This window comes from Leifsonia xyli subsp. cynodontis, from assembly GCF_050632205.1.
GTDB lineage: Bacteria > Actinomycetota > Actinomycetes > Actinomycetales > Microbacteriaceae > Leifsonia > Leifsonia xyli_D.
This window is the reverse complement of sequence record NZ_CP192578.1, coordinates 1,200,362-1,224,103: the sequence shown is the minus strand read 5'-3', so window position 1 is coordinate 1,224,103 and position 23,742 is coordinate 1,200,362. Positions and strand designations below refer to the sequence as shown.

Annotated in this window: 17 protein-coding genes and 2 pseudogenes; 7 read left to right on the top strand and 12 right to left on the bottom strand. The window is 71.2% G+C overall.

Going from position 1 to position 23,742, the window contains the following annotated elements; all coding sequences use genetic code 11:
• Nucleotides 1-34: 34 nt before the first annotated feature.
• Nucleotides 35-664: a dihydrofolate reductase family protein gene (locus tag ACQ86M_RS06060; protein WP_431247418.1), complete on the top strand. Its 630-nt coding sequence runs from the start codon at nt 35-37 to the stop codon at nt 662-664.
• A 1-nt stretch (nt 665) separates the two neighbouring features.
• On the opposite strand, the gene lepA is transcribed toward ACQ86M_RS06060, so the two are convergent.
• Nucleotides 666-2,522, bottom strand: coding sequence for a translation elongation factor 4 (lepA, locus tag ACQ86M_RS06055; RefSeq protein WP_431221187.1), 1,857 nt, complete (start codon nt 2,520-2,522; stop codon nt 666-668).
• A 50-nt stretch (nt 2,523-2,572) separates the two neighbouring features.
• A complete protein-coding gene (locus tag ACQ86M_RS06050) occupies nt 2,573-3,793 on the bottom strand; it encodes an amidohydrolase (RefSeq protein ID WP_431247417.1) in 1,221 nt (406 codons plus the stop codon).
• Nucleotides 3,794-3,880: 87 nt separating this feature from the next.
• Here ACQ86M_RS06050 and ACQ86M_RS06045 point away from each other — a divergent pair, with 87 nt between their 5' ends.
• Together ACQ86M_RS06045 and rpsT are read left to right on the top strand one after the other, a co-directional pair.
• On the top strand, nt 3,881-4,759 hold the full coding sequence (locus ACQ86M_RS06045) for an NAD-dependent epimerase/dehydratase family protein (RefSeq protein WP_431247416.1): 879 nt from the start codon (nt 3,881-3,883) through the stop codon (nt 4,757-4,759).
• Nucleotides 4,760-4,901: 142 nt separating this feature from the next.
• Nucleotides 4,902-5,162: a 30S ribosomal protein S20 gene (rpsT, locus tag ACQ86M_RS06040; protein WP_431221184.1), complete on the top strand. Its 261-nt coding sequence runs from the start codon at nt 4,902-4,904 to the stop codon at nt 5,160-5,162.
• Between the two features lie 137 nt (nt 5,163-5,299).
• On the opposite strand, the pseudogene holA reads toward rpsT, so the two are convergent.
• The 5 genes and pseudogenes from holA to pabB all read right to left on the bottom strand — a co-directional run bounded on the left by holA (nt 5,300) and on the right by pabB (nt 13,844).
• Nucleotides 5,300-6,339 (bottom strand): annotated as a pseudogene (gene holA, locus ACQ86M_RS06035) (DNA polymerase III subunit delta).
• Nucleotides 6,340-6,974: 635 nt separating this feature from the next.
• Nucleotides 6,975-8,264: pseudogene (locus tag ACQ86M_RS06030) on the bottom strand (ComEC/Rec2 family competence protein); the annotation flags it as partial.
• A gap of 491 nt (nt 8,265-8,755) precedes the next feature.
• On the bottom strand, nt 8,756-9,340 hold the full coding sequence (locus ACQ86M_RS06025; protein ID WP_431247415.1) for a helix-hairpin-helix domain-containing protein: 585 nt from the start codon (nt 9,338-9,340) through the stop codon (nt 8,756-8,758).
• Nucleotides 9,341-9,603: 263 nt separating this feature from the next.
• Nucleotides 9,604-12,225 carry a leucine--tRNA ligase gene (gene leuS, locus ACQ86M_RS06020; RefSeq protein WP_431247414.1) on the bottom strand — a complete coding sequence of 874 codons (2,622 nt, stop codon included), beginning with the start codon at nt 12,223-12,225 and terminating at the stop codon, nt 9,604-9,606.
• 128 nt (nt 12,226-12,353) lie between these two features.
• The gene (gene pabB, locus ACQ86M_RS06015) at nt 12,354-13,844 is read right to left on the bottom strand and encodes an aminodeoxychorismate synthase component I (protein WP_431247413.1); all 1,491 of its coding nucleotides are present in this window, start codon (nt 13,842-13,844) and stop codon (nt 12,354-12,356) included.
• Between the two features lie 17 nt (nt 13,845-13,861).
• On the opposite strand from pabB, the gene ACQ86M_RS06010 reads away from it, so the two are divergent.
• Complete coding sequence (locus ACQ86M_RS06010) at nt 13,862-14,659, top strand: aminotransferase class IV (protein ID WP_431247412.1); 798 nt, start codon at nt 13,862-13,864, stop codon at nt 14,657-14,659.
• 112 nt (nt 14,660-14,771) lie between these two features.
• Here ACQ86M_RS06010 and cydC read toward each other — a convergent pair whose 3' ends face one another.
• Genes cydC through ACQ86M_RS05990 form a run of 4 tightly spaced genes read right to left on the bottom strand, consistent with a single transcriptional unit; the run spans nt 14,772 to nt 20,573 of the window.
• Complete coding sequence (gene cydC, locus ACQ86M_RS06005; protein ID WP_431247855.1) at nt 14,772-16,466, bottom strand: thiol reductant ABC exporter subunit CydC; 1,695 nt, start codon at nt 16,464-16,466, stop codon at nt 14,772-14,774.
• 22 nt (nt 16,467-16,488) lie between these two features.
• Complete coding sequence (gene cydD / locus ACQ86M_RS06000; protein WP_431247411.1) at nt 16,489-18,120, bottom strand: thiol reductant ABC exporter subunit CydD; 1,632 nt, start codon at nt 18,118-18,120, stop codon at nt 16,489-16,491.
• Between the two features lies 1 nt (nt 18,121).
• Complete coding sequence (gene cydB, locus ACQ86M_RS05995; protein WP_431247410.1) at nt 18,122-19,150, bottom strand: cytochrome d ubiquinol oxidase subunit II; 1,029 nt, start codon at nt 19,148-19,150, stop codon at nt 18,122-18,124.
• A gap of 13 nt (nt 19,151-19,163) precedes the next feature.
• Nucleotides 19,164-20,573, bottom strand: coding sequence for a cytochrome ubiquinol oxidase subunit I (locus ACQ86M_RS05990; RefSeq protein ID WP_431247409.1), 1,410 nt, complete (start codon nt 20,571-20,573; stop codon nt 19,164-19,166).
• Nucleotides 20,574-20,664: 91 nt separating this feature from the next.
• On the opposite strand from ACQ86M_RS05990, the gene ACQ86M_RS05985 reads away from it, so the two are divergent.
• From ACQ86M_RS05985 to ACQ86M_RS05975, 3 genes are all read left to right on the top strand, one after another.
• Nucleotides 20,665-21,033: a BlaI/MecI/CopY family transcriptional regulator gene (locus ACQ86M_RS05985; RefSeq protein WP_431247408.1), complete on the top strand. Its 369-nt coding sequence runs from the start codon at nt 20,665-20,667 to the stop codon at nt 21,031-21,033.
• Nucleotides 21,030-21,986 (top strand): M56 family metallopeptidase, encoded by a 957-nt coding sequence (locus ACQ86M_RS05980; protein WP_431247407.1) that lies wholly within the window; start codon nt 21,030-21,032, stop codon nt 21,984-21,986. Before ACQ86M_RS05985 ends, ACQ86M_RS05980 begins: the two co-directional genes overlap by 4 nt.
• Before the next feature lie 72 nt (nt 21,987-22,058).
• On the top strand, nt 22,059-22,751 hold the full coding sequence (locus ACQ86M_RS05975; RefSeq protein ID WP_431247406.1) for a DedA family protein: 693 nt from the start codon (nt 22,059-22,061) through the stop codon (nt 22,749-22,751).
• A 17-nt stretch (nt 22,752-22,768) separates the two neighbouring features.
• Here ACQ86M_RS05975 and ACQ86M_RS05970 read toward each other — a convergent pair whose 3' ends face one another.
• A complete protein-coding gene (locus ACQ86M_RS05970) occupies nt 22,769-23,698 on the bottom strand; it encodes an ABC transporter substrate-binding protein (RefSeq protein WP_431221173.1) in 930 nt (309 codons plus the stop codon).
• Nucleotides 23,699-23,742: the final 44 nt, after the last annotated feature.

Here is a 23,742-nt window from a genome sequence, read left to right as displayed (position 1 = left end):
CGTGGTGTACTCGTCGCAACGGGAAGGAGCCCGGATGGGCGAGATCGTGGTGCAGGCGTTCATCAGCCTCGACGGCGTCGTGCAGGGCGGCGGCGGGCCGGACGAGGACCGCGAGGGCGGCTTCCAGCTGGGCGGCTGGGCGATGGACTACGACAGGGCGCACGGCGACGCCGGCACGGACTCGGGCTCGGACTCGGGCTCGCCCGTCCGCGAGTGGGAGAGCCGCACCGAGGCGTTGCTGCTCGGCCGAAAGACGTACGACATCTGGGCGCGCTCCTGGGGCGTGTGGCCGGAGGACGCGCCAGGGCTCATGGGCGAGCTGGCGCGGCGCTACAACCGTGTCCCGAAGTACGTGGTGTCACGCACGCGCACTGAGCTGGAGTGGAAGAACTCGTTCCTGCTCGGGCCGGATGTGGCACCCGAGGTCGCGCGGCTGCGGGACGAGATCGACGGCGAGATCCGCATCTGGGGCAGCACCGAGCTGGTGCGCACCCTGGCCGGCGCCGGGCTCATCGACGAGTACCGCCTGTGCGTCTACCCGCTGCTGCTCGGGACGGGCAAGAAGCTGTTCCCGGAGGGCTTCCCCTACGCGGAACTGCAGCTGACGTCGACACGGCCGCTGGCGTCCGGGGTGCTGGTGAACACCTACCGGCGCGTCGACTGAGCTACTTCTTGTCCTTCTTGGCCGCTTCCGTGTCGCCGGAGAGCGCGGCGATGAAGGCCTCCTGCGGGACCTCGACGCGGCCGACCATCTTCATGCGCTTCTTGCCCTCCTTCTGCTTCTCGAGGAGCTTACGCTTTCGGGTGATGTCGCCCCCGTAGCACTTGGCGAGCACGTCCTTGCGCATCGCGCGGATGTTCTCGCGGGCGATGATCCTGGCGCCGATCGCGGCCTGGATGGGCACCTCGAACTGCTGCCGCGGGATGAGCTCGCGCAGGCGGGAGGCCATCATCGTGCCGTAGGCGTAGGCCTTGTCGCGGTGGACGATGGCGCTGAACGCATCCACCGTCTCGCCCTGCAGCAGGATGTCGACCTTCACCAGGTCGGACTCCTGCTCGCCGAACGGCTCGTAGTCGAGGGAGGCGTAGCCCGCGGTCTTGGACTTCAGCTGGTCGAAGAAGTCGAAGACGATCTCGCCGAGAGGCATCGTGTAGCGGATCTCGACGCGGTCCTCGCCGAGGTACTCCATGCCGAGCAGGGAGCCGCGGCGGCTCTGGCAGAGCTCCATGATGACGCCGACGTAGTCCTTGGGGGCGAGGATCGCGGCCTTGACGACCGGCTCCTCGACCTTCTCGATCTTGCCGCCCGGGAACTCGCTCGGGTTCGTGACGGTGACCGTCTTCTTGTCTTCGGTCGTGACCTCGTAGATCACGCTCGGCGCGGTCGTGATCAGGTCGAGGCCGAACTCGCGGGACAGGCGCTCGGTGATGATCTCGAGGTGCAGGAGGCCGAGGAACCCGCAGCGGAAACCGAAGCCGAGGGCGACGGACGTCTCGGGCTCGTAGACGAGCGCGGCATCCGACAGCTTGAGCTTGTCGAGGGCCTCGCGCAGCTCCGGGTAGTCGCTGCCGTCGATCGGGTACAGCCCCGAGAAGACCATCGGCTTGGGCTCGGTGTAGCCGGGCAGCGCATCCTTCGCCGGCTTCGCCGAGGTGGTGATCGTGTCGCCGACCTTGGACTGACGCACGTCTTTCACGCCCGTGATCAGGTAGCCGACCTCTCCGACGCCGAGGCCCTTCGACGGGGTGGGCTCGGGCGACGAGACACCGATCTCGAGGATCTCGTGCGTGGCCTTCGTCGACATCATCTGGATGCGCTCGCGCGGCTGCAGCTTGCCGTCGACCATGCGGACGTAGGTGACGACGCCCCGGTAGCTGTCGTACACCGAGTCGAAGATCATCGCGCGGGCGGGGGCGTCGGCCACGCCGACCGGCGCCGGGATCTCGGCGACCACACGGTCGAGGAGCGCCTCGACACCCATGCCGGTCTTGCCGGAGACGCGGAGCACGTCCTCGGGCTTGCCGCCGATGAGGCTGGCGAGCTCTTCCGCGTACTTCTCGGGGTCGGCCGCGGGCAGGTCGATCTTGTTCAGGACGGGGACGATGGTGAGGTCGTTCTCGAGCGCGAGGTAGAGGTTGGCGAGCGTCTGCGCCTCGATGCCCTGAGCCGCATCCACGAGCAGGATGGCGCCCTCGCACGCCGCGAGCGACCGGGACACCTCGTAGGTGAAGTCGACGTGGCCGGGCGTGTCGATCATGTTCAGCGCGTACGTCTGACCGTCGACCGCCCAGGGCATGCGCACGGCTTGGCTCTTGATGGTGATGCCGCGCTCACGCTCGATGTCCATGCGGTCGAGGTACTGCGCGCGCATATCCCGGTCGGAGACCACGCCGGTGATCTGCAGCATCCGGTCGGCCAACGTGGACTTGCCGTGGTCGATGTGCGCGATGATGCAGAAGTTGCGGAGGGACGCCGGGTCGGTCGCGGCGGGCTCGAGGGCCTGGAGAGCTCGTGGTGACATCGTCCGGCCATTCTCCCATGAACGCTCAGCCTCGGGCGCACGCCTTCCGGTCAGGCGAAGCGCTCACCGCGCTCCACCACCTGGCCTCGACCGTCCTCCCAGCGGTAGACCTCGGCTCCGCCGATGAAGACGCGCTCGGCGCGGGAGTTGATGTCGAGCGGATCGCCCGACCACACCACCACGTCGCCGTCGAGACCGGCGGTCAGCGAGCCGACCCGGTCGTCGAGGCGCAGGAACGCGGCCGGGTTCACCGTGAGCGCCTCCAGCGCGGTCTGGCGGGGCAGCCCGTCCTTCACGGCGAGGGCAGCCTGGTAGACCAGGAAGTTGATCGGCACGACCGGGTGGTCGGTCGTGATCGCCACCCGCACGCCGGCGTTCGCGAGGGTCGCCAGGTTGGCGATGGCGCGATCGCGCAGCTCCACCTTCGAGCGCGAGGTGAACATCGGCCCGAAGATGACCGGGATGTCGCGCTCCGCCAGCACGTCGGCGATCTTGTGCGCCTCGGTGCCGTGGTTCACGACCAGCCGGTAGCCGAATTCGTCGGCGAGCCGGATCGCGGTCGCGATGTCGTCGTGGCGGTGCGTGTGCTGGTCCCAGGCGAGTTCGCCGTCGAGCACGCGCACCAGCGTCTCCTTCGCCAGGTCGCGGTCGAAGGGCTTGCCCTCCAGCTCGGCGTTGTCGCGCTGGGTGCGGTAGTTCTGCGCCGCCACGAACGCCTCGCGGATGATCATGGCCACCCCGAGCCGCGTGCTCGGCGTCTGGTTCTTGGACCCGTAGACGCGCTTCGGGTTCTCGCCGAGGGCGGACTTCACGCTGACCGCCTCGTGGATGACCTGCTCGTCGATGATCCGGCCGCCCCAGGTCTTGATCGCGACGGTCTGGCCGCCGATCGGGTTGCCCGAACCCGGCTTCACGACCACGGAGGTCACGCCGCCGGAGAGCGCGTCGCGGAAGCCCTCGTCGTCGATGTTGATCGCGTCGAGCGCGCGGACGGCGGCCGTGTTCGGCGTCGTCATCTCGTTGGTGTCGTCGCCCGCCGGACCGTTGGCCTCCTCGTGGATGCCCACGTGGCCGTGGGACTCGATGAAGCCGGGGAGCACCCACTTGCCCGCCGCATCCACCACCGTCACGCCGTCGGGAACGCTCACCTCGTCGGCTGTGCCGACCGCCTCGATGGCCCCGTCGCGCACGAGGAGGACCCCGTTCTCGATGGGCTCCTGCGACACGGGGACGACATAACCGTTGACGATGGCGATGGTGGTGGAGGTCATGGATCGAGCCTACGCGTGCGCCGTCGGGCGTCCAGCGGATTCGGAAAGCTGGGGAATGTCCGCCGGGCCAGCGCGTTGTGGACGGATATGAACATCCTTCTGACCGGCGCGACCGGCTTCATCGGATCCTCCGTCCTCCCCCGGCTCCTCGACGAGGGCCACACCGTCACCGCCCTCGTCCGCGATGCGGACAAGGCGTCCATCGTCGAGGCGGCCGGAGCGACGGCGCTCATCGGCGATGCTGCGGATGCGGCCCTCGTGGAGCAGGCGGCGCGTGCGAGCGACGGCGTCATCCACCTGGCGTCGGGCCAGGACGTCGATGCGGTGCTCGTTCCCGCGGTGCTGGCGGGGCTCGCCGGCTCGGGCAAGCCGTTCGTGCACACCGGCGGCGTCTGGACGTACGGCTCGAACGACGACATCACCGAGGAGTCGCCCGTCGCACCACCCGCCCTCACGGCGTGGCGCGGGACCGCGGAGAGGCTGGTGCGGGCCGCGGAGGGTGTCCGCGGCAGCATCGTGGTGCCGTCGATCGTGTACGGACACGGGAAGGGACTGCCGAACGTCATCGTGGACGCCCCGCGCGGGTCGGATGCGGCACCGGCGCTGCGCCTGATCGGCGACGGGTCGCAGCACTGGGCGACCGTGCACGTCGACGATCTCGCCGCCTTGTACGTACTCGCTCTGGAGCGCGGTGAGGCGGGCGCCACGTACATCGGCGCCAGCGGGCACAACCCGACCGTGCGCGAGCTCGCCGAGGCGGCCGCCCAGGCCGCGGACGTGCCGAGCGTCGCGGCGGAGAGCGTCGAGGAGTCGCGCTCCCGCCTGGGCGAGGGCCTGGCCGACGCGCTGCTGCTCGACCAGCAAGCGCGCGGCTCCAAGGCGCGCATCGACCTCGGCTGGGAGCCGAACGAGCCGACCCTGCTGCAGGAGCTGCTCGTCGGGTCCTACGCCCCGGCGCGCGTCTGATCCGCATTTTTGGTGGGATGCGCGACCCGCTGGTAGAGTTGTTTGTTGGCTTGCGTGTGGATGTGTCCGCACGAAACGCCGCAAGGCGCCCTCTCCGCTGAGCGGCACATCCCTAACTCACACAGAACGAAAGTGACCACTCGTGGCAAACATCAAGTCGCAGATCAAGCGCAACCGCACCAACAAGAAGTCGCAGGAGCGCAACAAGGCAGTCAAGAGCGAACTCAAGACCGCCATCCGCGCCACCCGTGAGGCCGTCGTGGCCGGCGACAAGGAGAAGGCGACCGCGGCGCTGCGTCTCGCCGCGAAGAAGATCGACAAGGCGGCCAGCAAGGGCGTCATCCACAAGAACCAGGCGGCGAACCGCAAGTCTGCGATCGCCAAGCAGGTCGCCGCGCTCTAAGCGACGACCGACCGCGGGACCTGTCCCGCGCCGCTAGCGAGCCCCCGCTCCAGGACCACGGTCCGGGCGGGGGCTCGCTGCATGTCCGGGCGGGTGCTCGGTGGCAGGGGACACGCGCCCCCGGGCATCCGCCGCGATCAGTCCCGGCCGCGGGCGCTGACGACGCGGATCATCCGCTCCAGGGCGAACACCGGGTCTCGCCCGCCGCCCTTGACGTTGGCGTCGGTTTCGGCGAGGAGCTCGATGCAGCGGCCCAGGCCGTCCTCCGTCCAGCCCTGCAGGTCTCGCCGCGCGCGGTCCACCTGCCAGGGCGCGAGACCGAACTGCTGCGCGAGCTGACCGGACCCCCGCGTGCGCCGGAGATCTTCGCCATGGCGCGGATCTTGCTGGCGAACGCGGCCACCATCGGCACCGGGTCGGCACCGGAGGCGAGGGCGTGGCGCATGGTGACCAGCGCCTCCCCGTGACGACCGGCGATCGCGGCGTCGGCGACCTGGAAGGCGTTCGTCTCCACGCGACCGCCGTAGTACTTGTCGACCGTCGCCTCGGTGATCTGCTCGGCGGAGTCTGAGAGCAGCTGCTGGCAGGCGGCCGCGAGTTCGGCGAGGTCGTCCGAGAAGGCGGACGTGATCGCGCGGAGCGCTCCCGGCGTGACCTTGCGGCCCGCCGCCGCGAACTCCGCCTGCGCGAAGTCGTACTTCTCGGCGTCCTTCTTGAGCTCGGCGCAGACCACCTCGATGCCGCCTCCGGAACCCGCGCGGATGGCGTCGAGGAGCTTCTTGCCGCGGACGCCGCCGCCGTGGCGCAGGGTGACGACGGTCCCCTCCGCCGGCGCGCTCAGATAGTCGAGCATGTCGGCCAGGAAAGCGTCGTTGCACTTCTCGACGGCCTCGACGCGGATGAGCCGCGGCTCGCCGAACAGGGAGGGGCTCGCGAGGGTGAGCAGCTCGCCCGGCGCGTAGTCGCCCGCGTGCAGGTCGCTGATCTCGAGGCTCGGATCGTCGGCTTTGAGCGCGTCGCGGAGGGTGCGGACGGCCCGGTCGGCGAGGAACCCTTCTGCGCCCGTGACGAGTACGACCGGCGCCGATCGCACCTGGTTCCACTGCACCTGCGGGATCGCGCTCGCGGCGGCCCGCGTCTTGCCTGCTGAGCCTCTGCTGCTGCCTCGTGCCGCCACGTGTCTCCTCGTCCGAACGCGCGCCGCATCGGGACGGCTCGCTCGTATCCAGGATAGGCGGGACCACCGTCACTGACGGTCGGGCCGCGTTCGCTCCAGAGCCGGATGCCCGAGGCACCGGGCGAGACGAGCAGCATCCCCTGCTGGTCGGTCCGTGCCACCGCTGTCCCGGACTCCGACAGCATCCGGAGCGCACGCGCGGTCGGGTGGCCGTAGCCGTTGCGCGCTCCGACGGAGACGAGGCCCAGCCGCGCATCCAGCGCCCGGGACAGCGCGTCGCTCTGATCGGATGATCCGTGGTGGGCGACCTTCACTACGTCGACGGGCCGCACTGCGCGCGTGGCGAGCAGCGCATCCTGAGCCTGCTCCCCCAGATCTCCGAGGAAGATCGAGCGCAGGCCGTGTCCCTCGGCCTCCACCGTGAGGCTGCCGGCGTTGCCGGTGTCCATGTCGGATGCCGTGCCGACGGCAGGCACCGGCGGCCAGAGGAGCCGCCATGAGATCGCGCCGAGCCGGCCCGTGAGCCCGGCGTAGCCGCGTTCGACCGGCACGCCGGCCCCGGCCAGCACCGCCAACGTCCGCCCGTCGGCATCCCGGACCGGTCGCTGGGTGAGAGCGCGCGTCACCCGTGAGGCCACACCGGCGACCCCGCCGACGTGATCGGCGTCGAAGTGGGTGAGGACGAGCAGGTCGATCCGGCGGATGCCGAGGCGATCGAGGCACGCGGCCGCCGGCGCCGGCTCGCGCCCGACATCGATCATCGCGACCGCGTCACTGTCGCGCAGCAGCACGCCGTCGCCCTGCCCTACGTCGCACGCGGCGATCTGCCAGTCGGACGGGATCGCGAGCGCGCGGCCGACGATCGAACCGCCGAGCGCTCCGGCGTACACCACAGCGCCTGCGCACAGCATCAGGACGGCTGCCATCGAGACGGCCCGGGGCGCGCGGCGCGCGAGCAGCAGGACTGCCACGGCGACGAGGACGCCTGCGCTGAGCACCACACCCAGCAGCCCAGGGGCCCAGGGAAGCGCCACGCCAGGCAGCCCGCTGGTGAATGTCGCGACCTGGGCGATCCAGGCGGATGGGGCCCAGGCGATCCGAACGACCAGCTCTCCGAGACCGGGCGCCCACGGCAGCACGGCGCAGGCCAGACAGCCGAGGACGGTCGCGATCGGCGCAGCGGGCTCCGCCAGCAGATTCGCCGGGATGCCGAAGAGCGGAAGGGACGGCGTCAGCAGGATGAGGACCGGCTGGCAAGCCAGCTGCGCGGCGGTCGGGACGGCCAGCGCGAGGGCGAGCGACCGGGGCATCCAGCGGGTGAGAGCGCGGCTCAACGGGCCGGCCAGCAGGAGCAGCCCGGCGGTGGCGAGGACCGACAGCACGAAGCCGTAGTCGCGTGCCAGCCACGGATCGTGGACGAGCAGGGCGACCATCGCGAGGGACAGCGCCGGGATGCCGTCCGCCGGCCGCCCCCGGGCCAGGCCGACCAGGACCACCGCCGCCATCGCCGCAGCGCGCACCACGCTGGCACTGGGCCCGACGAGGGCGACGAAGCCCAGCAGCGCCCCGGCAGCCACGAGCACTCGCGCTCGGCGCCCGAGCAGCGCCGCCCGCGTCACGAGGAACACCAGTCCGATCACCAGAGCGCAGTTCGCACCCGAGACGGCCGTCAGGTGGCTGAGCGAGGATGCGATCATCGCCTCGTCGAGCTCCGCCGAGACCGACGTCTCGTCGCCGATCGCCAGCCCGGGGAGCAGATCGCCGCCGTTCCCGGGCGTCGCGCCGGCAGCCTCCGCGAACCGCGTGCGGGCCGCGGCCGCCCACCCCAGCCAGGGCGGAGGCGGCTCCACCAGGGCGACGGCATCCGATCCGGAGAGGCGGATGGTGTAGCTGGTGGCCTCGCCGGGATCGTCGCGGCGCACCATGCCCGTGGCGTGCACAAGCGACCCGAACGCGTACGTGCGCGCCGTCGCGACGGGGGCGGCGAACTGCAGCGAGACGGGGACGTCCGCCGGGTCGCCGACGGTCCGGCCGCGGAGCGTCCAGCGCGGCTCCGCTCCGAAGCCTCCGGCCATACGGTGCGGAGTGCGCTCCACGCGGACGCTGAGAGCCGCGGCGTCGGAGCGCTCGGCCGCGGCGTCGAGCCGGGGGTCGAGCCGCCCGGGGGCGTCGAACGCCACGACCAGCGACCCCAATGCCAGCGACCCGAATGCCATCGAGCCGAGGAGCAGCGCGGTGAGCGCGGCGCCTCCCGCAGACCGCTTCCTCGGACGCGTCAGCCCCGCGAACGCCAGCGCCCCGAGCGTAACGGCACCGCCTGGGATGCCGACCGCCAGGGCCGCATCCGGAAGGCCGATCAGCACCGCGCACGTGCCCCAGAGCACGACGGCCGGCAACGCGAGGCGAAGATCGGGCATCAGACCACCACGCGATCCTTCAACCCGTCGAAGAGCTTCTGGCCGATACCTGACACCTTCAGCAGGTCGGTCGGTTGCGCGAAACGGCCGTTCGCCTGCCGCCACTCGATGATGCGCTGCGCGAGCGCGGGACCGATGCGCGGGAGCGTCTCCAGCTCCGCCTGCGTCGCCGTGTTGAGGTTCACGGATGCGCCCGCGCCAGCACCCGCTGCCCCGGCCGCACCCGACCCCGTGGCAGGCGCCGGCGCGGGCGCCTCGCCCTGCCGCGGAACCACCAGCTGCTCGCCGTCTGCGACCGGACGGGCGAGGTTCACCCCCGCCGGATCGGCGTCGTCGGTCAGGCCGCCGGCCGCGGCGACCGCATCCACCACTCGGGAGCCCACCCCCAGTGAGACGATTCCGGGCTTGCGAACCGCGCCGGTGACATGGATGAGCACGCGGCCGCCAGCAGCCGCTTCGGCCGAGGCCGGAACCGTCGCCGCGCTCGTCCAGGGAGCGCTCGCGCTCGGGACCGCCACCGAACTCCCCTGCGATGCCGTCGCTGACACCAGCACCGCGATGACGGCCGCGACGATGAGCAGCACGACGACCGCGCCGACCCCGACCCGAACCCGGCGCCCCCGCGGCGCGGGCTCAGCGCCGACGGGACCGCCCGGCGAATCACCAAGCGAATCGCCGGGCGAATCGCCGGGCGTACCACCGGCGGCGGAAGGATCGGCTCGATGTCGCATCCCTCCACGCTAGGAACCCGCGACCGCCCCGATCCGCCGCCCGCGATATCCGTGGAGAAACAGCGAGAGCGCCGGGCTGTGGACGACCCGGCGCTCTCGCGCGATCACAGGACGGCTCAGCCGCGCGGCTTCGTCGCGATGTTCACCAGCCGCGGCGCCCGCACGATCACGTTGACGACCTCCCGGTCGCCGACGGACCGCACCACGGCCTCCGAGCCGCGGGCCAGCGCCTCCAACTCGTCGGCCGAGATCTTCGGCGACACCTCGAGCCGGTCGCGCACCTTGCCGTCGACCTGCACGACCGCGGTCACCGACTCCTCGATCAGCAGCGTCGGGTCGGGCTTGCGCCACTGCGCCAGCGCCACGGACGGCTCGTACCCGAGCTTCGCCCACATCTCCTCCGCGGTGTACGGCGAGAACAGGTTCAGCGCCATGGCGATGACCTCGGCGGCCTCGCGCACGGCGGCGTCGGCGGGTCCGGCACCGGTGTCGATGGTCTTGCGGGTGGCGTTCACCAGCTCCATCAGGCGCGCGACGACCACGTTGAATTTGAACGACTCCACGAGACCCGGGGCGTCGGCCAGGAACCGGTGCGTGACCCGGCGCAGGGCCGCGTCCCCCGTCTTCCAGACGACGTCCGGCGCGCTGGTCACGTCATCCGCGATGCGCCACGCACGGGCCAGGAACTTCGCCGACCCCGCGGGCGACACATCCGCCCAGTCGATGTCGTCCTCCGGCGGGCCGGCGAACGCCATCGTCAGGCGCACCGCATCCACACCGTGCTCGTCGAGCTGCTCGGACAGCTTCACCAGGTTGCCGCGCGACTTCGACATCGCCGAGCCGTCCATCAGCACCAGGCCCTGGTTGAGCAGCGCCGTGAAGGGCTCCGTGAAGCTGATGTAGCCCAGGTCGAACAGCACCTTGGTGATGAACCGGGCGTACAGCAGATGCAGGATGGCGTGGGTCACGCCGCCGACGTACTGATCGACCGGCGCCCACTTCTCCGCCTCGCGCGGGTCGAAGGCCTGCGTGTCGTCCTGCGGGTTCAGGAAGCGCAGGAAGTACCAGGAGCTGTCGACGAACGTGTCCATGGTGTCCGTGTCGCGCTTCGCCGGCCCACCGCACGACGGGCAGGAGACGTTGACCCAGTCGGACGCCGCGCCCAGCGGGCTCGTGCCCTTCGGCTGCAGGTCCAGGCCCTCCGCCGGCGGCAGCAGCACGGGCAGCTCGGACTCGGGAACCGGCACCTCACCGCACTGCTCGCAGTGGATGATCGGGATGGGCGTGCCCCAGTAGCGCTGCCGCGAGATCAGCCAGTCGCGCAGCCGGAAGTTCTTCGCGGGCGCGCCCAGGTGCGACGCCTGCAGCGCCTCGGTGACGCGGCGGATCGCGTTGGACTTGCTCAGGCCGTCGAACGGCCCGGAGTTGATCAGCCGGCCCTCGCCGGTCAGGGCGACGCCCGTCTCGGACGGGTTCTCCAGCGCCGCCTCCTCCGGCAGGATCGGCTCGCCGGTCGCCGGATCCGTGTGGATGACCGGGATGGCGCCGGTCACCGGCTGCGTGGTGTCGACGACCACGCGCACCGGCAGGTCGAAGGCGCGCGCGAAGTCCAGGTCGCGCTGGTCGTGAGCGGGCACGGCCATGATCGCGCCGTGGCCGTAGTCGCTCAGCACGTAGTCGGCGGCCCAGATCGGCAGCTTCTCGCCGGTCAGCGGGTTGATCGCGTGGCGCTCCAGGAAGACGCCGGTCTTCTCGCGCTCGCTGCTCAGGCGGTCCATCTCGGTGGTGCCGCGGACGACCTCCAGGTAGTCGTCGAAGCGCTTCTTCACCTCGGGGCGCGCATCCTTCACCAGCTCTGCGGCCAGATCGGAGTCGGGCGCGACCACCATGAACGTGACGCCGTACAGCGTGTCAGGACGCGTGGTGTACACCGTGACCGGCTCGTCGCGTCCCTCGATCTCGAATGCGACGTCTGCACCGGTCGAGCGGCCGATCCAGTTGCGCTGCATCGAGATCACCTTGGACGGCCAGGCGCCCTCCAGCTGGTTCAGGTCGTCGAGCAGGCGGTCCGCATAGTCGGTGATGCGGAAGTACCACTGGGTCAGCTTCTTCTTGGTGACCAGGTTGTCGCACCGCTCGCAGCGGCCGTTCACGACCTGCTCGTTGGCCAGCACCGTCTGGTCGAACGGACACCAGTTGACCTGGCTCGCCTTGCGGTACGCCAGGCCCTTCTCATACAGCTTCAGGAACAGCCACTGGTTCCAGCGGTAGTAGCGCGGGTCGGACGTCTGCAGCACGCGGTCCCAGTCGAAGCTGGGCGCGTACCGGCGCATCGAGGCCTTCTGCTGGGCGATGTTGTCGTTGGTCCAACCGGCCGGGTCGAGCCCGCGCTTGATCGCGGCGTTCTCGGCGGGCAGACCGAAGGAGTCCCAGCCGATCGGGTGCAGCACGTTGAAGCCCTGCTGGCGCCAGTAGCGGGCGATGACGTCGCCCAGCGCATACGCCTCCGCGTGGCCCATGTGCAGGTCGCCGGAGGGGTACGGGAACATGTCGAGGATGTACTTGCGCGGCCGCTTGTCGGCCGGGTCGTCGGTCGCGAACGGGCGCAGCTCGTCCCAGATCGGGAGCCACTTGTCCTGGATCGCCGTGAAGTCGTACTGCGCGCGCTCGTCGTGCGCGGTCGCGCCCTGCGGGGTGCTCGCTGCGGTGGTGCCTGCTGCGTCGTGCTCGTGTGCCACGTGACTCTCATTCTCGGATCCGTCGTGCCGCGGCCGGGTGAGGGCGGCACGGAAGAGGTCCGGGCGACAGGGCCCGGGTCTCCAGAGTACTAAACGTCCGACGCGCCCAGTCCGTTCCCAGCGCGCCCTCAGTTCGCGGACGGCGTGAGGGGCGGCCGCTCGGCGGTGGCCGGACCGGCGTCGAGCCCGGCCGCACGCAGCACCGCCGCGGCCTTGACCCGCACCTCCTCCAGTTCCTCCGCCGGCACCGAGAGCGCCGTGATGCCGCCGCCCGCGCCGATCGTCGCGGTGCCGTCCGAGAAGTGGACGCTGCGGATCACCATCGCGAGATCGGCGCTGCCGTCGACCGCAAGGTAGCCGAAGCATCCGGCGAACGCGCCGCGCGGACCGCTCTCCAGCCGGTTCAGGATGCGCATCGCGCTGAGCTTCGGAGCCCCGGTCATCGACCCGGCCGGGAAGCACGCGGCCACCGCATCCACCGCGCCGAGGCCCGCGCGCAGGGTGCCCTCGACGGTGGAGACGAGCTGGTGCACCTGCGCGTAGCTCTCCACGGCCAGCAGGTGGCTGACCTCCACGGAGCCGACCTCGCAGACCCGGCCGAGGTCGTTGCGCATGAGGTCGACGATCATGACGTTCTCGGCCCGCTCCTTCTCGCTCGACTCCAGCTCGGCGCGCAGAGCGATGTCGGCGGCGACCGTGGCCCCGCGGGGACGCGTGCCCTTGATCGGGCGCGTGCGGACACGGCCGTTCGACTCGACGCGCAGGAACTCCTCCGGGGACGAGCTCACCAGCACATCCCCGCCGATCCGGACGAAGCCCGCGTAGGGCGCGGGGCTCACCCGGCGGAGGCGCAGATGCACGGCAAGGGGATCGGCGTGCGACTCGCCCTGTGCGCGGTTGGTGAGGCAGAGCTGGTAGGCGTCGCCGGCGTGGATGGACTGCTGGCAGGCGCGGATGGCGGCGAGGTAGGCGGCATCGTCGTGACGCCAGGACGCCGAAGCGGCGGGGACGTCATGCGCGGCCTCGTAGGCTGCCGCGGCGCCGGCCGCGGAGTCGAGCAGGCGGACGGAGGCGTCGAGCCACAACCGGCCGTCGGCGTCGTCCGGCGCGACGAGGTCGAGCGTGCGGGCGGCGTGGTCGAACGCGAGGAAGTGGTCGACGAAGAGGAGGGCGGCGTCCGGGGCGTGCGCGCCGTCCGCGTCGCGGGAGGAGGCTACCGGCGCGCCCGCGGCGGCCGCGCCCGCCTCATAGCCGAGGCGGCCCCACCAGCCGACCGGGTGCGCGTCGATCGGCGCCGGGGAGGTGCCCTCCACGCGCCGGGCGGCCTCGACTGCGTTGCCGACCGTGGACGTGCCGCGGGCGCGCAGGTCGTCGCGCAATGCGTCGAGGATTCCACCATCCCGGACGACCCCGCCGATCGTGACCGTGCCGTCGGCGACCGAGGCGGTGGCGGCGAGGCGTCCGGTGCCTAGGAACGAGCGGCCCGTCGCCGCCTCGGGCCCGCTGTCGAGCCACACGGCGTCCGGAACATCCACCCCGACGCCGCCGAAGAGGGCGACGAACGCGTCCGCCGGCTCGACCCAGGTGTCGAGCCGGAGCACGCGGAGCGGAAAGGCCACCGCACTAGCCTAGGCGAGTGGACGCGCACAGCACCGGACCCGTGACGACCCTCGCCGACTGGGCGGGCGGTGAGCTGCGGGTGCGCGACGACTGCGAGCTCGTGGAGACGGAGCTGCTGGCGGCGGACTCGTTCCTCGTGCGCGACGGGCGGGTGCTCGCTCTGGGGCTCCATCGGGCGCGGTTCGCCGAGACGGTTCGCGAGCAGGGCTACCGGGATGCCGACCTGGGCGCCTTCTGGGACGCGGGCATCGCATCCCTCCCCCGTGACGGCGAGTGGTTCCCGCGATTCGAGCTGGTGCGTGCGCGGGATGCTCTGCGCCTGCGGTTCCGGCTGCGGCCGGCGCCCGAACTCTCCGCCTCCTTGGTCGTCGCGACAGCGGACGCGGACCCGCGGCGCGTGCCGCACCTCAAGGGGCCGGACATCGACCGGCTCAGCGCCCTCCGGCAGCGGGCGCAGCGACGCGGGGCGCAGGAGGCGGTCATCCTCGATGAGGGGTTCGTCTCGGACGGTGCCACGACGGCGCTGCTGTGGTGGCGGGGCGACATGCTGTTCGCGCCGCCTCTGTCGCTGCCGCGGGTCGACAGCGTGTCGGCCCGTACGGTGCGGGGTATCGCGGCGGCGCTCGGCGTGCCGGTGGACGAGGAGGAAGCGCGGCCCTCGCAGCTCGACGGTGCGGTGGTGTGGGCGGTGAACGCGCTGCACGGCATCCGTGCCGTCAGCGCGTGGGTGGACGGCCCGGCGCTCGCCGCCGACCCGGCCCGCACGGACGCGTGGCGCGCGCGCTTCGCGGCGCTCACCCGCCCGCTGCCGTAAGCGGGGTTCATCCGTCCGCTGCCCAGACACGACCGAGCGCGGTGCAACCAGTGGTCCCAACACGCCGTTACGGCGGCGTGCTTTGCGGCGTGTTGGGACCAGTTGATACGGGTTACGAGACGATGCGGCCCGCTTCGAGGTGGAGAGTGCGGTCGACGAGGTCGGCCGGGACGTCGGTGTGCGAGATGAGCAGCACCGTGCGTCCGTCCTCGGCGGCCGTGGTCAGCACGTCGCGGACGATCGCGTCGGCCACCTCCACGTCGACGTTCGCCGTGGGCTCGTCGACGATGAGCACCGGGAAGCCCGCGAGCAGCGCCCGCGCCAGGGCGATCCGCTGGGCCTGACCGCCGGAGACCAGCGCGCCCCGCTCACCGACCGCGGCCGAGAGGCCGCCGCGCCCGAGGGCCCACTCCCGCAGCCCGACACGGTCGAGCACCGCGAGGAGTTCGTCGTCGGTCGCGGTGTCCCTCGCGAACAGGAGGTTCTGCCGCAGGTCGGAGTCGAACAGGTAGGGCCGCTGCTCCACCAAGCCGACCGCGCGGCGCACATCGTCCTGCCGCAGGTCGCCCACCGGGACGCCGTCGAGCCGGTAGCCCCCGGTGTGGTCGATCAGCCGCGTCAGGACGTGCGCGAGCGCCGTCTTGCCCGCGCCGGTCGGACCGGTGAGGAGGACGCGCTCGCCCGGCGCGAGCCGGAGCGTGATGTCGTGCAGCACCGCTGCGTCCTCGTCGGGCCAGTGGGCCGAGACGCGGTCCAGCGCGACCTCCGGCACACCGTCGACGACGAGGGATGCAGCGTCCGGCGCGTCGACGGGGATCCCGCTGGGCGCGGTATCCGGCGCCGCCGAGGCGATCCGTTCCGCGCTCGCGCGCACGCTCCGCCACGCTCCGAAGGCCGCGGGCACGGTGCCGAAGACCTCGAACACCGCGAGCGGCAGCAGGGCGACGACCGCCAGGCTCGGCGCGTCGAGGGCGCCCGTCCCGAGCGCCGGGATGCCGACCGCAAGCGCCCAGGCCGTCGCGACGCCCGCGAACAGGGACACCGCTCCGGCCGTCAGACCGAGACCGACCGCGCGGGCCCGTGACGCGGCGGTCAGCCGGTCGCTCGCCGCACGCACCCGTGCTTGCGCGGCCGGCAGCGCGTCGTACGCCGTGAGCACGTCGAGGTTGGCGGCGAGGTCGTGCAACGCATCGTTGAGGGCGGCGCGCAGCGGGGCGATCCGCCGCTCCGCCGTCCCCGCGGCCCAGCGGTTCACCAGGACGCCCGCGACGAGCGCGCCGAGAAGCGTCACGAACAGCGCGACACCCGCCGCCGGGAGGATCAGCACCGACACGACGACGCTTCCGGCCACGACGATCCCCGCCGTGACCAGGGGCTGGATGACGCGAAGGGCCAGGTTCTGCAGCTCATCCACGTCGTCGGCGAGCCGGGTGAGCAGATCGCCGGAGCGGATGCCGCGCAGACCGTCCGGCGCCAGTGGCTCCAGCCGGCCGTACAGCCGAGAGCGGACCGTGCCCAGCTGACGGAAGGCGGCGTCGTGGCCCGAGAGCCGCTCCAGGTAGCGGAAGAACGCCCGGCCGAGCGCGAACGCGCGCACGCCGACGATCGCCGCCGACAGGTACATGAGCGCCGGCTGCTCGGAGGCGCGGGTGATCAGCCAGGCGGAGACGCCGAGCAGGGCCACCGCGCTGCCGCCGCTGAGCACGCCGAAGCCGATCGCCGTCCACAGCCGGGCCGGCGACGGGATGGCCATCCGCAGGATGCGGCGCACCTCGGCGGGCTGCGCCGGAACCGTCACAGCCGGCACCGTCGGCGCCGGCACCGTCAGCTCAGTGGACACGGGACACCTCTCCCTGCATCGTCAGCACCGCATCGGCGGCCTCCGCGACCGCCTCGCGGTGGCTCACCACGAGCACCGCCACGCCCTCGGCGGCCACCGCACGCAGCGACCGCAGCAGCTCCCGCTCGGTCCCGGCGTCCAGCGCGGAGGTCGGCTCGTCGAGGATGAGCACGCGGCACCCGCGCGATCGCAGCCGGTACAGGGCGCGGGCGACGGCGACGCGCTGCGCCTGGCCGCCCGACAGGCCGGAACCCCCGGCGCCGACCGGGGTATCGGGGTCCAACTCGCTCGCGGCGGCTTCGCGCAGCGCAGCCCTCACTCGGGACGGATCCGGCGCGTGGTCGCCGAGCGCGACGTTCTCCGCGATCGTCCCGGCCAGGAGCCCGGGCCGTTGTCCGGCCCACGCGATGGCGTCGCGCCGGCCCGCCGCATCCACTCGTCCATCGGCCAGGATGCGACCCTCGGCGGGCGCGAAGCCCAGCGTCGCCGCGACCAGCGACGACTTCCCGGCGCCGCTCGGGGCGCGGAGCACGGCGAGCGTCCCGGGCGGCACCGCAGCGCTGAACCCGTCGACCACCGCGCGTCCCTCGTACGAGACGCCCACGCGCTCGAAGGCCAGCCCCTCGGATTCCGCCGACGCCTCGCGCACCTCCGATCCCGGTACCTCCTCCGCCGCCTCGATCACCGCGAACGCGTTCGCCGCCGCCTCGATGCCCTCCGCTGCCGCGTGGTACGCCGCGCCGACGTTGCGCAGCGGCAGGAACGCCTCGGGCGCGAGCAGCAGCACGAACAGTCCGACCGAGAGGTCGAGCGAGCCGCCCAGCAGCCGCAGCCCGATCGTCACCGCGATCACGGCGACGGACAGGCTGGCCGCGAGCTCCAGCACGAAACCGGAGAGGAACGACATCCGCAGCACCCGCATCGTGTGCACGCGGTACTGCTCGCTCACCTCGCGGATGCGCGCCTCCTGCCGGTGCTGACGCCCGAACAGCTTCAGCGTCGACAGTCCGGCCACGACGTCCAGGAACCCGCTCGACAGCCGCGACAGCGCCGCCCACTGCCGCTGCTGGGCGGCCTGCGTCGCCCAGCCGACGAGCACCATGAACAGCGGGATGAGCGGGAGTGTGACGACCAGGACGATGCCGCTGGTCAGATCCCGCCACCCGATGGTCAGCACGAGCAGCGGAGTCGCGACCGCCGTCCCGATCAGCTGCGGCAGGTACTTCGCGAAGTAGCCGTCCAGCGCCTCCATGCCCCGCCCGGCGACCAGGGTGACGTCGGCCGAGCTGCGGCGGGAGACCCATCCGGGGCCCAGCCGGCCGATCGCATCCACGAGCCGGGAACGCAGCTGTCCCACCGCTCGCGCGCCGCCGCGCGAGGCGACCGCCTCGACCGCCCAGAGCAGCACCGCGCGCACGGCGACGACGACCGCGAGGAGGCCGATCGTGCCCGCCAGCGACGACACGGGCTCGCCCGCGATCGCGCGCACGACGACGTCCGTCACCAGCCAGGCGAACGCGATGACGGTCGCCGTCTGCAGCACCGCGAGCACGCCGCCCGCGGCGAGCGTGCCGCGCGTGGCCGAGGCGTAGCGCAGCAGCCGGGGGTCGAGAGGGCGCACGTCAGACCGTCACAGACTCGGCGGCCTCGGCGTGCTCCTGCGGGATGTGGTCGCGCGTCACGCGCTTCCGGAAGATCCAGTACGTCCACGCCTGGTAGACGAGGATCAGCGGGAGGAAGATCGCGGCCACCCACGTCATGATCGTCAGCGTGGTCTGCGAGCTCGACGCGTTCGCGATCGTCAGGCTGTTCTCCGGGTTCGGCGACGAGGGCATGACGTCGGGGAAGAGCGCCGCGAACAGCGCCACCACGGCGAGGGCGATGGTCGCCGCCAGGAAGCCGAACGCCCAGCCCTCGACCCCGCGGAAGTTGGCGATCCAGGATGCGATGAGCGCGACCGCCGCCAGCACCGCCAGCGCCAGGAACACCGGGGAGAAGTGCGACAGCGCGGTCCAGCCGAGGAACAGGGCCGCCACCACGATCGCCGCGGCGCCGGACCACATCGCGAGCCGCCGGGCGCGCAGGCGCAGGTCGCCGACGGTCTTGAGCGACACGAACACCACGCCGTGGGTGAAGAAGAGCAGCAGCGTGGTCAGGCCGCCGAGCAGCGCGTACCCGTTCAGCAGGTCGAACAGGGTCCCCGTGTAATCGTGGTGCGCGTTCAGCGCCACGCCCTGCACGATGTTGGCGAACGCCACGCCCCACAGGAACGCGGGGACGGCGGAGCCTGCGACGATCATGCCGTCGAACCACTTCTTCCAGCGCGCACCCGGACGCTGGTGCCGGTACTCGAACGAGACGCCGCGCAGGATGAGCGCCAGCAGGATGAGCAGCAGCGCGAGGTAGAAGCCGCTGAACAGCGTCGCGTACCACTCCGGGAACGCCGCGAAGAGCGCCGCCCCTCCCACGATGACCCAGGTCTCGTTGAGATCCCAGACCGGGCCGATGGTGTTGATCATGACGCGCCGGTCGACGTCGTCACGGCCCAAGAACGGCAGCGCCATCCCGACGCCGAAGTCGAACCCGTCGAGCACGAAGTAGCCCACGAAGAAGAAGGCGACGATTCCGAACCAGAGAACTGCGAGATCCATGTGCCTGCTCCTCCTAGTAGACCGTCGCGACCGGGACCGGCTCGCCGGCCTCGTCGAGATGCTCGTCGATGGGCGCCGGGCCCTTCTGCGCCGCCCGCTTGATCAGCTTGAACTCGACCACGGCGAGGGCGCCGTAGATCGCCGTGAAGGCCAGCAGCGAGATCAGCACCTCGAGGCCGGTCGTGCCCGGCGAGACGCCGTCCGCCGTCTTCATGAGGCTGAACACGATCCACGGCTGGCGGCCCATCTCGGTGAAGATCCAGCCGACGATCATCGCCAGCAGCGACAGCGGCATGGACCAGATCGCGACCTTCCACATCCACGGGCGCGGTGTGCGGCCCTTGCGGGTGAACCAGAGGCCGGCGACCGCGACCAGCACGTGCGCCATGCCCAGGCCGATCATCCAGCGGAACGCCCAGTAGGTGATCCAGATGACGGGCGTGTAGTCGCCGGGGCCGTAGAGCTGCGTGTACTGCGCCTGCAGGTCGTTGATGCCCTCCACCGTGCCGTTCAGCGTGTGCGTCGACAGGAACGACAGCAGGTACGGGATGCGGATCGAGAACAGCTCGTGGACGCCGTCCGGCGTGCCGAGGGTGAAGATCGAGAACGAGGCGTCGGCTCCGGTCGACGTCTTGTACAGCGCCTCCGCCGCGGCCATCTTCATCGGCTGTGTCTCGACCATGGCGAGGCCGAGCTGGTCGCCGCTGAGCACGGTGCCGACGGCGGCGCCGACCATGAGCCAGAGGCCGAACTTCAGTGCCGGGCGCATCGTGTCGAGGTTCCTGCTGCGCGACAGGTGCCACGCGGCCACGGTGATGATGAGGCCGGCGGAGACCATGAAGGCCCCGAAGATCGTGTGCGGGAAGGCCGCCAGGGCGACCTTGTTCGTGAGCACCGCCCAGAGATCGGTCAGCTCGGCGCGTCCCTTCGCCTGGTTGATGTGGTAGCCGACGGGGTTCTGCATGAACGCGTTCGCCGCGAGGATGAAGTAGGCCGACAGGATGGTGCCCACCGAGGTCACCCAGATGGTCGCCAGGTGCAGGCCCTTCGGCAGCTTGTCCCAGCCGAAGATCCAGAGGCCGATGAACGTGGCCTCGAGGAAGAACGCGAGCAGGCCCTCCAGCGCCAGCGGAGCGCCGAAGATGTCGCCGACGAAGCGCGAGTAGTCGGACCAGTTCATGCCGAACTGGAACTCCTGGACGATGCCCGTCACCACGCCCATCGCGAAGTTGATGAGGAAGATCTTGCCGAAGAAGTGCGTGAGCTGCAGGTACTTCGGCTTGCCCGTGCGGTACCAGGCGGTCTGGAAGATCGCGGTGCAGGTGACCAGCCCGATGGTCAGCGGCACGAACAGGAAGTGGTAGATCGTGGTGAGCCCGAACTGCCAGCGTGCCAGCAGGAGCGGGTCCAGCAGTTCGTTCACGTGCATCCCTCCGGATCACTTCTACGGTTTGTAGAACTCTACTTCTACGAAGTGTAGAACATTCCCAGCCTGTTCGCGCTACCCTGGAGACGTGGCGAATCTCGGAGAACTCGAACGGGCGGTCATGGACGCCCTCTGGGAGGGCGACGCCCCCATCGCGGCCGGTGAGCTACGCGACAAGCTGACGGCCACGCGCGAGGGCGGCAAGGCACCGGCTCTGACCACGGTCCTCACGGTGCTCTCGCGCCTCGAGGCGAAGGGATTCGTCGGCCGCGACCGCGACGCCCGACCGCACCTCTACTACGCGGCGCTCAGCCGCGCCGGGCACGTCGCCGACCTGATGCGCGAAGTTCTGGAGTCGTCGAGCGACCGCTCCGAGGCGCTCGCCTACTTCGTGGGCTCGGTCGACGAGTCGGAGGCCGCGATGCTGCGCCGCCTCCTCGACGCGCGCAGCGTGTGAGCGCCGACCCCCTCGCGGCCCTCGCCGGGGCGATCTTCCTCGGCCTGCTCGCGATCGCTCTGGCGTGGCCCGTGCCGCTGCTGCTCGCACGTGCCACATGGCCGTCCGCCGCACCCGTCCTCGCGCTGGCGCTGTGGCAGTCCATCGCCCTCGCCGGCGGCATCTCGATGATCGGGTCGCTGCTGCTCGCCGGCCTGCAGCCGTTCGGCGACGACCTGGGGAGCCGTATCTCCGGCGCCGCGGCCTCCCTGTTCCACGGTCCGATGCCGGCCGCGGTCAGCCTGTTCAACGCGTTCCTGCTGAGCGCGGCGATCCTGCTCACGGCCCACCTCGTCCTCAACCTTGCGCTGACGTCGGTGCGCAGCCGGAACCAGCGCCACCGGCACATGGAGCTGCTGCGGCTGCTCTCGTCGCCCCTGCCCGACACCCCGAGCACGCGCGTGATCGACCATCCCGCCCCCGCCGCCTACTGCCTGCCCGGCGCCCGCAGCGTCACCGTCCTGTCCGAGGGCATGATCGCGCTGCTCTCCCCCGCCGAGCTGGATGCGGTGGTCGCCCACGAGCGGGCCCACCTGCGCCAGAAGCATCACCTGCTCCTCGACGCTTTCCGGTCATGGAAACGGTCATTGCCGTGGTTCCCGATCGCAACGCGGGCACAGGATGCGGTCGCCTTGCTGCTCGAGATGCTCGCCGACGACACCGCCCGCAAGACGACCGGCGACGCGGTCCTCGCCGAGGCGATCCGCCTCGTGGACGAGACCGGCCCGGCAGGCGCCGCACTCGGCGCGCCCAAGGACCGCCGCACGCCCGAGCAGCGACGCGCCGCCCTCGTGGCGCGCGAGGAGCGCCTCACGTCGGCGCGCCGCACCGTCGGACCTGTGCTGCGCGCGGCGGTCGTCGTGGCCACGGTGCTGCTGGTCGTGGTGCCGCCGCTCGTCGTGCTGCTCAGCTGACGGAACTGCCTAGGCGGCCCTCAGGCGACGTCGCTACGCTTCGGCTATGCCGCGACGACCCGAGCCGACGCCATGAACGACGCACTGACGTGGGTGCTCGACCTGGTGCAGAGCGTCGAGCCGGTGCTGCGGACGCTGCTGGCCGGCGTGGGCATCCTGCTGGAGACGTCCATCCTGATCGGGCTGATCGTGCCCGGCGACACCATCGTGCTGGTGGCGAGCACTGCGGTCTCGAACCCCGTCGAGTACATCGCCCTCGTCGTCGTGGTCATCATCGGAGCGCTGTGCGGCGAGTCCCTCGGCTTCGCCCTGGGCCGCTGGTTCGGCCCGCGCATCCGCGCCGGCGCCCTCGGGCGGCGGGTCGGCGTGCGCAATTTCGACCGTGCGGAGGCGTACCTCGCCCGGCGGGGCGGCATCGCGGTGCTCCTGTCGCGCTTCCTCCCCGTGCTGCACTCGCTCATCCCGCTGACCGTCGGCATGAGCCCGATGCGGTACCGCACCTTCATGGCGTGGACCGCGCCCGCCTGCGTGCTCTGGGCGTTCGCCTATGTGAGCGTCGGCTCCGCCGCGGCCGGGAGCTACCGGGAACTCTCCCGCGAGCTGCACTGGGCCGGGTACATCTTCGTGGGGGTCATCGCGGCCTTCCTGATCGCCGTCGTCCTGGTGAAGAAGACCCTCGGCGCGCGGGAGGCACGGCACATGCAGCCGGAGGACACGACAGCGGCGGCCCGGGAATCCGAGCCGCCGCTGCGTGGGACCGACTAGCGCCAAGCGCTCAGCGTCTACTTGATCGGGTGATCCTGCAGCCACTTCTTGGCGAGCGCGTCGGGCTGGGTCTTGCTGGCGCCCTGGTTCTCGCCGTTCAGGTCGATGAGGTCTGACGTGGTGAGCTCCTTGGAGACCTTGTTCAGCACCTCCTTGACCTTGTCCGACGCCTTCTTGCTGTTGATCAGCGGCACGATGTTCTGCGCGGCGATCAGGCTCTTCGGGTCCTTCAGCGTGACGAACCCGTTGTCCTTGATGGCCGGCGTCGTCGTGTAGATGTCGGCCAGCTGCACGTCGCCGTTCTTCAGCGCGGCGACGGTGAGGGGGCCGCCGGAGTCGCTGATCGGCTTGAGCGTCGCGGTGACACCGTACGCCGACTTGAGGCCCGGGATGCCGTACGGCCGGGTGCCGAACTCGGGGTTCGCGCCGACGGTCAGCGGAACGGTGACCTTCTTGAGGTCATCGAGGCTGGTGACGCCGTACTTCTCGGAGAACTCCTTGGTGACGTTGTACGAGTCGGCGTCCTGCGCCTCCGACTGGTCGAGCACCTCGTAGCCCTTCGGCAGCGCGTCGTTGAGGGCGGCGTAGACGTCGTCGCTCGAGCTGGCGGTGCTGTTCTTGTCGTAGAACTGGAGCAGGTTGCCGCTGTACTCGGGGATGAGGTCGATGGAGCCGTCCTGCAGCGCCTTCAGGTAGACGTCGCGCTGGCCGATGCTGGGCTTGTACGCGACCTTCACGCCGTTGGCCGCCAGGGCCTGGCCGTAGATCTGCATGAGGATCTCGGACTCGCCGAACGCGGCCGAGCCGACCGTGACGGTGTCGCCGGAGGAGGACGACGCCTTGTCGCTGCTGAACGCGCCACCTCCGGACGAGCAGGCGCTGAGGGCGAGCAGCGCCCCGGCGGCGAGAACGCCGGCCGCGAGGCGGCTCTTCTTCGATGCGAACATGATCTCTCTTCTCTTGGGTGTGGGGTGTTGGAGTGTGGGGTACG